Raw genomic sequence first — 13,737 nt, 5'->3', positions numbered from 1 at the left:
CGGTGCGATCGGCCCCCGGCCGATCCGACCGCTGAATTCGGAAGCCGGCTCCAAGGCGATCTCGCACGCCTCGGCGGAGCCGAGGCAGAAACTACGGCCGGAGCATCGAAAGCAGCAGGTCCGCGAATTGGTCGCCGACCTCGCGCGCCGACAGGGAGCCGCCGCGGCGGTACCACGTGCCGAGGTGGTGGACCGAGCCGAAGAAGAAGTCCACGACCAGGTCGGCGGGCTTGTCGGTGCGGAACTCGCCGGAGGCCTGGCCTTCTTCGATCAGGCGGCGGAACCGTTCGTGGTACTTGCGGCGTTCGGCGCGCACGGCTTTGCGCTTGTCTGCGCTGAGCTGGTGCATGGACTGCAGGAAGATGGTGTTGTCGTCGAGGTTGTCGATGCTGCTGACGACCACGTCGGACGCGGCGGCGGCCAGCCGTTCGCGCAGGGGCGCCGCGCTGGAGGCGACGCGTTCGAGCTGGGAGGTCTGCTCGCGCAGCACGCGGGCGTAGATCTCGTAGAGCAGGTCGTCCTTGGAGCCGAAGTAGTGGTACATGGCGCCCTTGGTGACGCCCGCGGCCTCGACGATCTCCTGCACCGACGTGCGGTCGAAGCCCTTTTTCGCGAAGAGCTTCGTCGCGTGCTGAAGCAGGCGGCGAGGCACCGCGGGCGACTCGTCGGAGACGACGGCCTTGCGCGTGCCGGCCCGGGTCATCGCCACACCCCCTCCGGGAACTCAGAGAACAGCCAGCCTACCGGCCGTGGCCGGTCAGTACGCGCCGCCGTGGTCGAGCAGGCGGCGCGGGTTGTCGACGAGCATCGTGGTGAGGTCGGCTTCGCTCACGCCGCGTTCGCGCAGGGCGGGCAGCACGTCGTTGGTGATGTGGAGGTAGTGCCAGTTGGGCAGCACGGCCTCACGCACCGGTGCCTCGAGCCAGTCGAAGTAGCACGACGCGTCGTGCGAGAGCACCATGCTGCGCGCGTACCCGCGCTCGCACATCGCCGCGACCGTCGCCACCCGCTGCTCGAACGGCAGATACACGTCCACGCCGAAGCGGTCCATGCCCAGCAGCGAGCCGCGGTCGGCCAGGGCCGTGAGGTAGTCCAGGTCGGCCGAGTCGCCACTGTGCCCGATCAGCACCCGGGCCAGGTCCACACCCTCGGACTCGAACACGTCCTGCTGCTCCAGCCCCCGCCGCGTACCCGCGTGCGTGTGGGTCATGATCGGCACACCCGTGGCCCGGTGCGCCTTCGCGACCGCGCGCAGCACCCGCTCCACCCCGGGCGTTACGCCCGGCTCGTCCGTGGCGCACTTGAGCACTCCGGCCTTCACGCCCGTCCCGGCGATGCCCTCGGTGATGTCGCCCACGAACATCGCGACCAGCGGATCGTCACCACCGAGCATCGTGCCCGGCCCGCGCAGCGAAAGGTAGTGCGGCAACTCGTTGTAGGTGTAGAGCCCGGTCGCCACGACGATCTGCAGCCCCACCTCGGCCGCGACCTTCTGCACCCGCGGCACGTAACGCCCGAGCCCGATCACGGTCGGATCCACGATCGTGTCGATCCCCGCGTCCTTGAGCGCCTGCAGCTTCGCGATCGCCTCCGGCACGTGCACGGACTCGTCGAAGCCGTCGTGCTCCGGATAGTTCGCCACGAACTCGGGGCTCAGCACGAAAATGTGCTCGTGCATCAGCACCTTGCCCAGCGCCGCCGGCTCCACCGCACCACGGACCGTCTCGACCACCGTCACGTCCTCCCTAACCTCGGGCGCGCAGCTCGCGCCTCAGGATCTTCCCGCTCGTGGTCTTCGGCAGCTCGGCGAGCACCTCGACCGATCGGGGGTATTTGTAGGCGGCCAGCCGCTCCCGGCAGTAGGCCACGAGCTCGTCCGGATCGGGCGCCGCGCCCGGCGCCACGCTCACGTACGCCTTCACCGTCTCGCCGCGGTACTCGTCCGGCACGCCCACCACGGCCGCCTCCCGGACGTCGGGGTGCGTGTACAGCACGTCCTCGACCTCGCGCGGCCACACCTTGAACCCGGAGGCGTTGATCATGTCCTTCTTGCGGTCCACGACGTAGACCCAGCCGCGTTCGTCCATGAACCCGATATCGCCGGTCAGCAGCCGCCCGCCCGGCAGCGCCTCGGCCGTCGCGTCGGGCCGGTTCCAGTAGCCGGGCACGACCATGGGCCCTTCGACGGCGATCTCGCCCGCCTCGCCGAACGGCAGCTCCGTGCCGTCGTCGGCGAGGATCCGCACGATCACGCCCGGCACCGGCAGCCCGATCGACAACGTCCCCGAAGCCGGGTCGACCGGCGCCTCGACACCGCTGGGCACCACGACGCAGCCGGCCGTGGTCTCGGTGAGGCCGTAGCCGTTGTGGATGTACTGGCCGAACCGGTCGCGGAACGCGTTGACCACCGCCGGGGGCAGCGCCGCGCCGCCGGAGTACAGCGCGTCGAACGAGGCGAAGTGCTCCGGGGAGACGTCCGGGTGCGCCATCAACGCCATGTACGCCGTCGACGGGCCGACCATGTACGCGGGCTTGTGCTCCAGCAGCGCGCCGAGCACCACGCCGGCTTCGAAGCGGTACGCGAGCGCCAGCGTGCCGGCGATCTCGATCGCGTAGGCGACCTCGCACACCATCCCGGTGATGTGGAACAGCGGCGCGAGCGCGAACACCGTCGCCCCCGGCTCGACGCGGCCGGCGCCGGCGAGGATCGCGGCGTTGGTGCCGAGGTTGCCGTGGGTGTTGGTGGCGCCCTTGGGTTTTCCGCTCGTGCCGGAGGTGTAGCTGATCAGTGCGACGTCGTCGAGGCCGAGCGCCGGGTCGGGCGGCGGGTCACCGGGCGTCGAGCGCAGGACGTCGAGCAGGTCGGCCGCACCGGGCGTCGCCTCGCGGCGCACCTTGCCGAGCACGCGCTCGTCGTCGCGGGTCTGCAGGTCGAGCTCGCTCGTGGTCACGGCGATCGCCACGGAGCTGTCCGGTACGAGGGCGCCGATGTAGTCGTGCCAAGCGGTTTGCGAGCAGACGAGCGCTTTCACGCCGGCGTCGGTGAGCACGTGGCCCAGCTCGCCCGCGCGGTACATCGGGTTGACCGGCACCACGATCCCGCCGGCCTTCCACGCGCCGAGCAGGGCGATCACGAACTGGGGGATGTTCTGCAGCACCAGCGCGAGCCGCTCGCCGCGGCCGAACCCGGACGCGGTGAGGTGGCGGGCGAAGGCGTCGGAGAGCTCGTCGAGTTCGCGGTAGGAGATCCTGGCGTCGAAGTAGGCCAGCGCCGTGGTCTCCGGCGCCTGCGCGACGGTGCGGCGGAACGTGACCAGCGGCGTGGTCGGCGTGAACTCGCTCGCGGCGGCGCGCTGCTCGTCGTAACTCGCGAGCCAGGGCTTCGCGTCGTACCAGCTCATCCCGCGCCCTCCCTTGGACACCGACCAGTCGGTATGGCGACGCTAGAGACCGCGCGGGCGGCGCGTCAACCCCGCGCACCCGGAACGGGCACACCGGCGGGCACGGCCGGGCAGCCGACGCTCGAAGCGCCCCAATGCGGCGTTCGGTGCACTCAACGCACCGAACGCCGCATTGGGTGCGTTGGGCGCAACCAACGCCACATCGGGGTGGTCCGGGCCGGTCAGTCCTCCGGCAGGGCCTCGATCTTGCGCTGCAGCTTGTTCATCCCGCCGAGCCAGCGGTCGGTTTGGGTGGCGCGCAGGGCGTAGTACTCCGCGACCTCCGGGTGCGGCAGCACGAGGAACCGGCCTTCGTCGATGGCGGTGAACAGCGCGTCGGCCACCTGGTCGGGGTCGATCGCCGACGCGCCCATCAGCAGCTGGCCGCGCGGGCCGCTGCTCTCCAGCATCGCGGTGCGCACGCCCTGCGGGCAGATGGCCTGCACCGTGATGCCGCGGTGGCGGTAGGTCGCCGAAAGCCACTCGGCGAAGGCCAGCGCGCCGTGCTTCGTCACGGAGTACGGCGCCGAGCCCAGCGTCGTGAGCAGGCCTGCGGCCGACGCGGTGGCGATGAAGTGCCCCTTGCCGCGGTCGAGCCACGCGGGCAGCAGTTGCTTGGCGGCGCGGACGTGGGCCATCACGTTGACGTCCCAGGTGCGGGCCCAGTCGTCTTCCGTCGACTGCTCGTCGCCGAAGGGGGCGACGCCCGCGTTGGCGCAGAAGACGTCGATCTCGCCCAGCGTCTCGCGGGCGGCCGCGAGGAGCTTCGCGACGCCGTCTTCGCTCGCGACGTCGCCGGCGAACGAGGTGCCGCCGACCTCGGCGGCGACCTCCGCCGCGGCGTCGCCGTTGAGGTCGGCCACGACCACGCGCGCACCGTCGGCCGCGAAGCGCCGGGCCAGCGCCCGGCCGATCCCGCCGCCGCCACCCGTGATGACGACCCCGGCGCTCACAGGCCACCGCCCAGGGTCACGCCGCCGTCGAGGACCACGGTCTGGCCGGTCATCCAGCCCGCGTCGTCGGAGAGCAGGAACGCCACCGCGCCCGCGATGTCCTCGGGCACACCGAGGCGCTTCATCGGGTAGGCCGCCGCGACCTCCTCTTCCTTGCCCTCGTACAGGGCGGTCGCGAACTTGGTCTTGACCACGGCCGGCGCCACGGCGTTCACGCGGATCTTCGGCCCCAGCTCGGCGCCGAGCTCCTGCGTCAGGCGGATCAGCGCCGCCTTGCTCACGCCGTACATGCCGATGCCGGGCGACGCGCGCAGGCCGGCGATCGAGGCCACGTTGACGACCGAGCCGCCGTGCTCGCCCATCCACGCGTCGCGGGCCCGCCGGGTCCAGGCGATCGGAGCCAGCACGTTCACCGCGAAGATCTTCGCCGCGGCGGCCGGGTCGATGTCGAGCGTGGACCCGTAGACCGGGTTGATGCCGGTGTTGTTCACGAGCATGTCGAGCCGGCCGAACCGCTCGATCACCTTGGCGACCGCCTCGTCCTGGTGCCCCGTGTCGTCGGCCTTGCCGGGCACGGCGATCGCGAAGTCCTCGCCCCCGAGCTCGGCGACGGCCTCGGCCAGCGGCTCGGGCTTCCGCGCGGTGATGCACACCTTCGCGCCCCGCTCGACCAGGCCCTTCGCGATGGCGAGGCCGATCCCGCGGCTGGCGCCGGTCACGATCGCCACGCGGTCCTTGAACGAGTTCACAGCACTGGCCTCCTGTTCTGCCGCGCACCCCGGCGGCTAAGCGGTCGCTAAGTGGAGGCTACCGCCGTCCGGGAATCGGGTCGCCGCGATCACCGCCGGAGGCGCCGGACACGCGTTCACCGGCCGAGCTCCTCCACCAAGGTGGGCGCTGGTCAACCGCGGGTTGACCAGCATCCTTGCCGGCGCCGCAGGGCCGGCAAGGATGCGGCTGTTCAGCGAACGGCGTTCGCCAGCCAGCTTCGCGCCTCGATCCAACTGTGGTGGCTCGGATCGATGAGCTCGAAGTGACCGACGTCGGGCAGCTCGAGGTAGTCGACGGCGTCCCCCGCGTGCCGAGCCGCGGCGACGTAGTCCCGGCTGTGGTCGACCGGGACGCGTTCGTCGGCGTCGCCGTGGACGACGAGGTGCGGCTTGCCGAGCGGCAGGCGGAACCGGGGCGAAGCGGCCCGGTAGGAGCCGGCTTCGGGTGTGGTGCCCATGAAAAGCGGGGCCGCACCCTCTCCGAGGCCCGCTTCCGCGGATCGTGGCAGGTCGGTGACCGGGGCGAGGGCCACGGTCAGGTCCACGGCCGCGGACGCGGCGGCCAGCAGCGCGAGGTGCCCACCCGCCGAGTGTCCGATCGCGACGGCCGGCCCGCCCGGATCCCGGTGCTGCCGCACGGAATCGATCGCCTCGAGCACGTCGGTGAGTGTGCCGGGCCAGCCGCCGGCGTCGCCAAGGGTACAGCGGTACTCGACGTTCGCCACGGACCAGCCCCGCTCCGCCAGGTCCGCGCACAGGGGATCCATCTGGTCCAGGCCGTGCCGAGCTCGCCAGAACCCGCCGTGCAGCAGCACCGCGAGCCCGCGGCTGCGCGGCGGAACGGGCCAGAGCTCGACGAACTGGCTGCGCGAAGAGCCGTATCCGAGGACGGCCTCGGGCTTCACGACCACGGACCGTGCAGGGCCGCGCGGATCACGTTCTCCGGGCGGTCGGTGTTCACGCGGAACGCCTCCTGCGCCTGCGCCCACCCGAACCGGTGCGTGATCACCGCTTCCGGGTCCAGCACACCTTCCGCCACGAGCCGCACCGACTCGGGGTACTGCCCGGGACCGCCCTTGACACCCACCACGGTGAGCTCTATGAGCAACACGCTGGCCGGCTCCATCAGCTGCGGCGCGCGGCCCACCAGCGCGACGACCGACCCCGGCGTCGCCAGGTCGTCGGCCAGCGCGACACCGGCGGCAGCCGCGGAAGTCTCGACGATCAACCGCGAACCCGCACCGACGTCGACGGCCTCCGGTGCGTGCGCCGGCAGCCCGACCGACGCCGCGAGCTCGCGGCGGGCCGCGTGCGGCTCGAACACGTGCGGCGCGTAGCCGTGGTGCTTGAGCACCAGACCCAGCAGGATCCCCAGCGGACCTCCGCCCACCACCGCACACGGCAGTGGTTCCGGCACCACCGGCAGTACCCGCTTCAGCAGGTGCAATGCCACCGCGACCGGCTCCAGCACCGTCGCCGCGAGGTCGGAAACCTGGTCGGGCAACGGAACGACGAGGCGTTCGGGCACGCAGACGTACTCGGCGAGCAGGCCCGGACCGAGCATGCCCAGGTACCCGCCGTCCGGGCACAGCTGGGTACGCCCGGCGACGCAGTGCTCGCACTGTCCACAGTGGGCGACCGGGTCGATCGTCACCCGTTGCCCGACCGACACTCGGGTGACGCCGTCGCCCACCGCCGCCACCTCGGCGGCGCCGTCGTGCCCGACGATGTGCGGGTAGCGCGCCGCACGCCCGCTGTACATGTGCAGGTCCGTGCCGCACAGGCCGAGCGCCCGCATCACCACGACGACCTCACCCGGCTCCGGCTCCGGCACCGGGCGCGGCCGGGTGGCGAACCGCTTCGGTTCGACCAGCTCGATGACGCGACCGCCGGCGCGCACGTTGACCACGGCCATCAGATGACCCGGTACTTCCCAGGCGCGACAACCATGAATGCTCCTCCTGAGGTGTGGTTCCGTCCCTCGGCCACGGTGGCCGGCAGCCGCGAATCTATAGCGTTGTCGTGACGGTCGTCAACTGTTCGCCATATGCAACCTCGGCTTCACGTCACCGCCGACCTGGTCGACCTGGCCTCATATGGCGTACTTGTGACGGTCGACACGAGTGCTATATCCTTCGCGGCGGTCAATGCGGACCAGTTGCCGGAGGTTGACGTGTACGTAGCACTTTTCTGGGGCAAGGTCTGTCCTGAGTGGCAGAACGACGAGTACGCCACGATCGGGGCGCGGATGTTCGAACGGGCGTCGTCGATGCCTGGTTTCGTTTCCTTGCACAAGTTCGACGTGCCGGACGGCCGGGAACTGGCGATCGCGTACTTCGAGACCGAGGAGCACATGCGGGCCTGGTACAACGATCCCGAGCATCGGGCCGTCGAAGCCTTGGGGCACCGCGAGATCCTCGACGACTACACCATCGAAATCCTGCAGATGACCCGCTCGTACACGAAATCGACGTCGACCTTCGCGGCAACCACAGAGGAAACGTGTGCTGCTGACGCCCTCGTCGTGAGCGCGCGGCAGCCGATCACCTCGTAGCGGCTCAGGCGGCAGCACCCGGCCGCTTCGAGGGAAAACCGTGTGTGCCGGCGGTGATCACAGTGACCAGTACCGGAGCGAGGAGCACGAGGACGGCCCAGGGGAAGGATGCGGGGCCGAAGCCGTCGAGGAGCAGACCGCCGACGACCCCGGCGACCGCGATCGCGGTGTTCCACAGGGTGACGAGCATGGCCTGGGCGATGTCGGCAGCGGCACCGGCCGCGTCGGCCACGGCCGTTTGCAAGAGAGTGGCGACGCCGCCGAATCCCAGTCCCCACAAGGCCCCCGCGGCGTAAACCGCGACAGCGCTGTCGGCGAGCACGGCCAGGACCGTGGCCGCCGCGGCGAACAACACGGTGCTGGCGACGGTGAGAGTGCGCAGGCGACGATCGATGAGCACGCCCACCACCCAGATGCTCAGCACCGACGCCGAGCCGAAGACGAACAGCACCAGGTCGACGGTGCCGCCCATGCCCAGCCCGCCGAGGAAGGTGGCGATGTAGGTGTAGAGGATGTTGTGCGCCAGGACGAAGGCCAGGACGACGAACAGGACCGGCGCGACGCCGGGGAGCCGGAGCGTCCGGGCCATCGGAGCCCGGCCGCGCCGGGCCTCCCCGGGCAGGTCCGGGACCGAGAGACGGATCCACCCGAGCAGGACGAGCGCGAGCGCGGTCATGGACCAGAAGGTGACCCGCCAGCCGAGTGCTTGGCCGAGAAGGGTTCCCGCGGGAACCCCGAGCGAGAGGGCGAGCGGCGCGCCCGCCATCGCGATAGCCGTCGCCTTCCCCTGGAGCGGGCCGGCCACCATCTGCCGCGCGTACCCGGCCATCATCGCCCACACCAGCCCGGCGGCCACTCCGGCGATGAACCGTCCGGCCATCGTCAGCACGTAGTAGTCGGAGACGGCCGTGACGGTGTTGGCCACGGCGAACCCGGCGACCGTGGCCAGCAGCAACCGTTTGCGCCGCCACCTGGACGTCGCCGCGGACAACGGGATCGCCGCGACCGCGGACCCGCTCGCGTAGATCGTCACCGCCTGCCCCATCGCCGATTCGCCGACCCGCAGGTCCGCGCTCATCGCCGGCAGCACCCCGGCCGGCAGCGCCTCGGTGAGAATCGTGATGAACGCGGCAGTGGCCAGCGCCGCCAGGGCCCCCCACGGGAGCTTGTGGTGCGCGCTTGCGTCCGGGGTCTCGGCCGGTCGCGGGGTTTCGTATCGCATGCCGCCAGGATCGAACCTTCACACGGATGTCAAGGTCAACGCGCCCCTCGGTGAGGTCGGGCACACGCGTCCGGGCCGGACCTCACCGCCCGACACCGAGCCGCCGGGACGTCAGCGCGGGAGCACCCTGACCAGCCCGTGGTCGGCGTCGACCTCGACGAGGTCGCCCGTGGTGATGCGGGCGACCGGGTCGTCGTCGAGGTCGGTGACGGCGGGAACGCGGGTGACGATCGCGCCGAGCGCGGCCTTCGTCGTGAGGCGGGTGAAGACCATCGCGAGCGGCGCGGTGCCGAGCAGCCGCGTGGACTGGAAGAAGCCCGACCACCCCGACGATCCCTTGGCGCCCGGGAACACCAGGACTTTCCCGGTGAAGCACACGCCGAACAGCTCGTGGCGGCGTTCGATGATCGTGCCCGTCGCGGGGTCGATGCCGCCCCAGCCCGAGATCGTCTCCCGGGAGACGAGCGCCTCGCCGACGACGCGGCCGGGCACGATTCCGCGGCCGCGCAGCAGCACCCCGGGCGCCGTCATCGGGCTGCCTTCCCCAGCGAGCCGCGCCACCGGCCGGTGACGGCGGCGTCGACGCAGTCCTCGAGGGTGCCGAACCACGCCTCGATCCCGAGGATCGCGGGCAGGTAGTGGGCTTGCTTGGCGGAGTCGGTCGCGAACACCCTCGTGCCTTCCGGGGCGACGCGCGACATCGCCGGGCAGGAGTCGGTGAGCACACGCCCGCCGGCCCGCCGGATGGTTTCGGTCCAGCCGTTGCGGTCGGCGACCGTCCGCAACGCGCGGGGCGTCATCAGCCACAGTTCGCACCCGGCGGAGAGCTTGCGCCCCTCCAGCGCGCGGGCGACCCGGCCGACTTGCTCCAGCGAAGCGTGCGGGCAGCCCAGGAGGACGAAGTCGACGTCCTCGCTGTCGCCGATCGAGTTCAGCGACTCGTAGACCGCCCGGCGCTCGGCCTCGCCGTACCGAATCGGTTCGGGGATCGAGCGGCCCCCGAAGGCGGCTTCCAGCGTCGGCGCGTCCGGGGTCCGGCCCGGCAGGTGGTACATCTCCACGCCACCCGAGGACGCGGCCGCGGCACCGAAGTGCTTGAGGTCCGCCAGATCCGGACGGCCCAGCTCGCCGACGACGACCGGGCGCTCCTCCTGGACGACGTCGCCGGCGAAGTAGCCGAGCATCCCCCAGTCCTGGAACCCGTCCGGCACCAGCGTCGTCTCGATGAGGTGCGTGCCGTAGCGGTTTTCCCGGTGGTGGTTGCCCCAGCACGGGATCCGCCCGGTCAGGCTCGCGGCGCCCGTGGAGGCGCCACCCTCGCAGTTGGTGCGCGCGCCCAGGACGGAGTTGGCGTAGACGACCGCCGAAGACTCCATCCACGCGACGTGCTCGCCATAGGTCGGGAGGTTGCCGACCTGGTACGGCGTGCACGTCGCGAGCACGTTGACGCCCCGGCTGCTGGCGAACGACTCGGCCTCGGCCTGCAGGTCGATCTTGTGCCCCGGGTAGGGCATGATGCCGCGCGCGTCTTCGCCGAACCCGTGCTGCAGCTGACACGTCGGGACGCGCATCGGCGGGATCTCGAGGTCGTCGTCGCAGTCGAGGCTGATCACGGAGAACGCTTTGGCCCAGCCGCCCTCCGCGACCAGTTTTTCCTTGGCCGGCGAAGGTTGTGTGGTCGTGCCCGCGACGTTGCGGGTTTCGCACAACCGCTCGGCGCCGAGCGCGTCGGCGTAGCGGATCAGCAGATCCATCGCCGCCGCGACCGCGTCGCCTTCCGCGCCGTCGCGCATGCGCTTCTCTTCGTCGGTGAGGCCCACCATCGCTCAGCCCTCCACGTTGTCGCGGATGCGGTCCCGCAGCGCGGTCAGATCGACGTCGTGGACATCGCCGCCCAGGGTCAGGTCCAGCGTGTGCGCGGCGGCGCGGCCCATCGCCGAGCACGGGCCCATCACCCGGACACTCGACAACGCCGCGGCGTCGCCGTCGACACACCGCCCGGCCGCGACCAGGTTCCGCGCGCCCGGTGAGGTCAGGCTGCGCAGCGGGACGTAGTGCACGTGGTCCGGCCCGAACGTCTCCCAGACGTAACCCGACACCCGGTCGTGCAGCTCGACCGGCCACGCCGTGCGCGCCACCGCGTCTTCGAAGGCGGTGCCGTGGCGGACCTCTTCGAGCGTGAGCTGGTGGTCGGCGGCGAGCCAGCGGGTCTGCCGCCGGCCCGGAAAGCCGTACGCCAGCACGGAAGCGTCCTTGAAAGCCGCCGGGAACTCGGCGCGCAGGAACTCGACGACCCGGTCGGCCTGTGCCCGTCCGCGCAGCTGAGCCTCGGCGGCCTCGACCGCCGTCAGCGGTGCCTCGACGTGCGTCATGTTCATCACGGCGGTGTCGCGCCCTGGGAAGAAGAAGGCGAGCCCGTCGCGCCGGACGAGGCCGTACTCGTCGGCTTTCTCGTCGACGCGGGCCACCAGTTCGGCCGGGTCGGGCTTGGCCGACTCGACCAGGCCGGTGAGCCGGATCTGCTGCGAGCCCCACACCGTCCGTTCCGGCACCCGGCACGGCAGCCCGGCCTCCCACGCCAGTGCGGCGTCGCCGGTCGCGTCCACGAATCCCTTGGCGCGCACCGAAACCGGACCGTACCGGGTCGCGAACTCGACCCGCTCCAGCACGCCGCCGTCGAGGGCGACCGCGCTGATCGAGGCGCCCAGGACGACCCTGATCCCGAGCTCGGACACGAGGTTCTCGAACCACCGGCCCAGCACGACCTCGTCGTAGGGGACGGTCTGGGTGTGGGTGCGGTTGTACGCGATGTCCCCGGAGCGTTCCAGCGCCGGGAACATCTCGTCGAAGATCCCGTGCGTGAGCTGGTGGTACTCGGGAGCGTTTCCGTAGATCCCGCAGAACAACCCGATCATGGAGTTCACGCACTGTCCACCCAGGACGGGAAGCGCGTCGGCGAGCACGACGTCGCGGCCGCAGCGTTTCGCGTCGATCGCCGCGGTGAGGCCGGCGATGCCCGCGCCGACGACCAGGACGTCGGCTTCGAGCGATTCCGCGGCGCGGTCGGCGGGCCGGGTGACGGTGTTCACCCGCAGATCGGTCAGTGCGTGAGGCAACAAAACTCCTTAGGACGAAGAAGAACGGCGCAGGGTCGCGCCCCGGTCGAGCGGTTCCACGGCGCCGGCGTAGACACCGAGCCACGAACCCGGGCGGGCCGGCCAGGTCTGCGGAGACCGGGTGCGGGGGTAGTCCGCGAGCCGCTGCTCGAGCTCGGCCGGTGCCACGAGCAGCTCGACGGTGCGGGCCGGGACGTCGATCGCGATCGCGTCCCCGGTGCGCACCACACCGAGCGGGCCGGGCACCCCGCCTTCGGGCGTGACCTCCCCGACGACGATGCCCTTGTTGACGAGCCCCGAGAGCTGCCCGTCGGTGACGAAGGCGACCTGCTCGCTCAGCCCGGCGCCGTTGAGCGCGAAGACCACGGCCGACGCCATGCCCATGCCCGGGGTTCCGGTGACACCGAGCCCCCGCAGCACCAGCACCTCACCGGGCCGCACCTCGTCGCGCTCGATCGCCTCGATGGCCGCGGGCGCGGACTCGTAAACCCTTGCCGGGCCACGGAACGCGCGGGCGCGCGTCTCGGTGACCGACAGCTTGACGATCCCCGTGCCGGGGCACAGGCTGCCCCGCATCAGCACGATCGTCGACTCCGGCCGGATCGGTTCCGCCCTGATCACGGCCGGGTCGACCGCCGCGCCGGCGAGGTTCTCGGCCATCGTCCGGCCGCTCATCGTCGGCACCGAGCCGTCGACGACGTCGCCGAGCTGGGCCAGCACGGCGCGGGCACCGCCGGCGTCGTCGAACTCCTCGATCGACGCCGGACCGTTGGGCCGCACCGCGGCGAGCGGGCCGACGTGGCGGCCGAGCTCCTCGAACAGGCCGTGCACGTCGAAGTCGCCGGGGAGCTCGGCGGCGATCGCCTCGAGATGCTTGACCGCGTTGATCGACCCGCTGACGGCGATCACCGCGGCCACCGCGTTGCGGACCGCGCCCGGCGTCATCACCGTGCTGGGCCGCCGATCGGCCTCGACCGCGGCGATGATCGCGGCGCCCGAAGCCCGGACCGCCGCCCACATGGTGTCGCTGTTGGCGCGGGTCGGCGCGGTGCCGGGCAGTGCCATGCCCAGTGCCTCGGCGACGATGTGCATCGTGTTGGCCGTGCCCATGCCGGTGCAGACGCCGGGGCCGGTGATCGCCCGGTCCGACATGGCACACAGGTCGTCGAAGCCGATCGCGCCCGACGCCAGCTTCCCGGCGTCGACGAACACGTCCTCGATGTCCACGCGGCGGCCGTCGTCGAGGGCTCCGCAGCTCTGGTAGCCGCAGGCGATGACGAGCGTGGGCACGTCGGTGCGCGCGGCGGCCATCAGCTGGCCCGGTGTCGTCTTGTCGCACGAGGCCAGGCAGACCATCCCGTCGAGCTGCGCCCCGTCGACGACGGCTTCGATGTCGTAGGACACCAGGTCCCGGCCCGACAGGACGTAACCACCACCGCGGCCGGCAGCCATGATGAAGTCGGTCGGGGCCACGGTCCGGATCTCGAAGCCCAGCCCGCCCGCGGCGTCGATCGAGTCCTTCACCGCCGCGGCGATCGCGTCGAGGTGGGCGAAACAGGGCGCCAGCCCGGAGGACGAGTTGACGACGGCGATCTTGGGGCGCCTGATCTGCTCGTCGGTGTAGCCCATCGATTTCCACTGGGTCCGGGTCGTCGCCCACCGTGGCGAACCGACCGGGTGGT

Annotated in this window: 13 protein-coding genes; 1 reads left to right on the top strand and 12 read right to left on the bottom strand. The window is 71.5% G+C overall.

Annotated features, from left to right (window positions below; genetic code table 11):
* Positions 1-91 precede the first annotated feature (91 nt).
* The 7 genes from ACQPXB_RS15460 to ACQPXB_RS15430 all read right to left on the bottom strand — a co-directional run bounded on the left by ACQPXB_RS15460 (position 92) and on the right by ACQPXB_RS15430 (position 7,078).
* Positions 92-703 (bottom strand): TetR/AcrR family transcriptional regulator, encoded by a 612-nt coding sequence (locus ACQPXB_RS15460; RefSeq protein WP_364047859.1) that lies wholly within the window; start codon positions 701-703, stop codon positions 92-94.
* A 54-nt stretch (positions 704-757) separates the two neighbouring features.
* Positions 758-1,732, bottom strand: a complete 975-nt coding sequence (locus tag ACQPXB_RS15455) for a phosphotriesterase family protein (RefSeq protein ID WP_366586298.1) — start codon at positions 1,730-1,732, stop codon at positions 758-760.
* A gap of 13 nt (positions 1,733-1,745) precedes the next feature.
* Positions 1,746-3,401 (bottom strand): AMP-binding protein, encoded by a 1,656-nt coding sequence (locus ACQPXB_RS15450; protein WP_432852490.1) that lies wholly within the window; start codon positions 3,399-3,401, stop codon positions 1,746-1,748.
* A 221-nt stretch (positions 3,402-3,622) separates the two neighbouring features.
* Positions 3,623-4,393: an SDR family oxidoreductase gene (locus ACQPXB_RS15445; RefSeq protein WP_432852487.1), complete on the bottom strand. Its 771-nt coding sequence runs from the start codon at positions 4,391-4,393 to the stop codon at positions 3,623-3,625.
* Positions 4,390-5,142 (bottom strand): SDR family oxidoreductase, encoded by a 753-nt coding sequence (locus ACQPXB_RS15440; protein WP_366586208.1) that lies wholly within the window; start codon positions 5,140-5,142, stop codon positions 4,390-4,392. Before ACQPXB_RS15440 ends, ACQPXB_RS15445 begins: the two co-directional genes overlap by 4 nt.
* Before the next feature lie 212 nt (positions 5,143-5,354).
* On the bottom strand, positions 5,355-6,068 hold the full coding sequence (locus tag ACQPXB_RS15435; protein WP_432852483.1) for an alpha/beta hydrolase family protein: 714 nt from the start codon (positions 6,066-6,068) through the stop codon (positions 5,355-5,357).
* Positions 6,065-7,078: a zinc-dependent alcohol dehydrogenase gene (locus ACQPXB_RS15430; protein ID WP_432852480.1), complete on the bottom strand. Its 1,014-nt coding sequence runs from the start codon at positions 7,076-7,078 to the stop codon at positions 6,065-6,067. The genes ACQPXB_RS15435 and ACQPXB_RS15430 overlap by 4 nt, the downstream gene beginning before the upstream one ends.
* 192 nt (positions 7,079-7,270) lie before the next feature.
* Between ACQPXB_RS15430 and ACQPXB_RS15425 the strand changes: the two genes are divergently transcribed.
* Positions 7,271-7,717 (top strand): antibiotic biosynthesis monooxygenase family protein, encoded by a 447-nt coding sequence (locus ACQPXB_RS15425; protein ID WP_432852477.1) that lies wholly within the window; start codon positions 7,271-7,273, stop codon positions 7,715-7,717.
* Positions 7,718-7,721: 4 nt separating this feature from the next.
* On the opposite strand, the gene ACQPXB_RS15420 is transcribed toward ACQPXB_RS15425, so the two are convergent.
* From ACQPXB_RS15420 to ACQPXB_RS15400, 5 genes are all read right to left on the bottom strand, one after another.
* On the bottom strand, positions 7,722-8,939 hold the full coding sequence (locus ACQPXB_RS15420; protein ID WP_432852474.1) for an MFS transporter: 1,218 nt from the start codon (positions 8,937-8,939) through the stop codon (positions 7,722-7,724).
* Between the two features lie 111 nt (positions 8,940-9,050).
* Positions 9,051-9,470: an aconitase X swivel domain-containing protein gene (locus tag ACQPXB_RS15415; RefSeq protein ID WP_366586218.1), complete on the bottom strand. Its 420-nt coding sequence runs from the start codon at positions 9,468-9,470 to the stop codon at positions 9,051-9,053.
* Positions 9,467-10,762, bottom strand: coding sequence for an aconitase X (locus ACQPXB_RS15410; protein WP_432852470.1), 1,296 nt, complete (start codon positions 10,760-10,762; stop codon positions 9,467-9,469). Before ACQPXB_RS15410 ends, ACQPXB_RS15415 begins: the two co-directional genes overlap by 4 nt.
* A 3-nt stretch (positions 10,763-10,765) precedes the next feature.
* On the bottom strand, positions 10,766-12,055 hold the full coding sequence (locus ACQPXB_RS15405) for an FAD-dependent oxidoreductase (protein WP_366586222.1): 1,290 nt from the start codon (positions 12,053-12,055) through the stop codon (positions 10,766-10,768).
* Between the two features lie 9 nt (positions 12,056-12,064).
* A complete protein-coding gene (locus tag ACQPXB_RS15400) occupies positions 12,065-13,684 on the bottom strand; it encodes a dihydroxy-acid dehydratase domain-containing protein (RefSeq protein WP_432852466.1) in 1,620 nt (539 codons plus the stop codon).
* Positions 13,685-13,737: the final 53 nt, after the last annotated feature.

The sequence above is a fragment of the Amycolatopsis sp. CA-161197 genome, from assembly GCF_050942255.1.
Classification (GTDB): Bacteria; Actinomycetota; Actinomycetes; order Mycobacteriales; family Pseudonocardiaceae; genus Amycolatopsis.
The sequence above is the reverse complement of the archived record's forward strand: the minus strand, read 5'-3'. Positions and strand labels throughout refer to the sequence as shown.

Coding starts and splice junctions, on each gene's coding strand:
- ACQPXB_RS15460 (WP_364047859.1), bottom strand. CDS start 703: ATGACCCGGGCCGGCACGCGCAAGGCCGTCGTCTCCGACGAGTCGCCC.
- ACQPXB_RS15450 (WP_432852490.1), bottom strand. CDS start 3,401: ATGAGCTGGTACGACGCGAAGCCCTGGCTCGCGAGTTACGACGAGCAG.
- ACQPXB_RS15400 (WP_432852466.1), bottom strand. CDS start 13,684: ATGGGCTACACCGACGAGCAGATCAGGCGCCCCAAGATCGCCGTCGTC.
- ACQPXB_RS15430 (WP_432852480.1), bottom strand. CDS start 7,078: ATGGCCGTGGTCAACGTGCGCGCCGGCGGTCGCGTCATCGAGCTGGTC.
- ACQPXB_RS15415 (WP_366586218.1), bottom strand. CDS start 9,470: ATGACGGCGCCCGGGGTGCTGCTGCGCGGCCGCGGAATCGTGCCCGGC.
- ACQPXB_RS15410 (WP_432852470.1), bottom strand. CDS start 10,762: ATGGTGGGCCTCACCGACGAAGAGAAGCGCATGCGCGACGGCGCGGAA.
- ACQPXB_RS15420 (WP_432852474.1), bottom strand. CDS start 8,939: ATGCGATACGAAACCCCGCGACCGGCCGAGACCCCGGACGCAAGCGCG.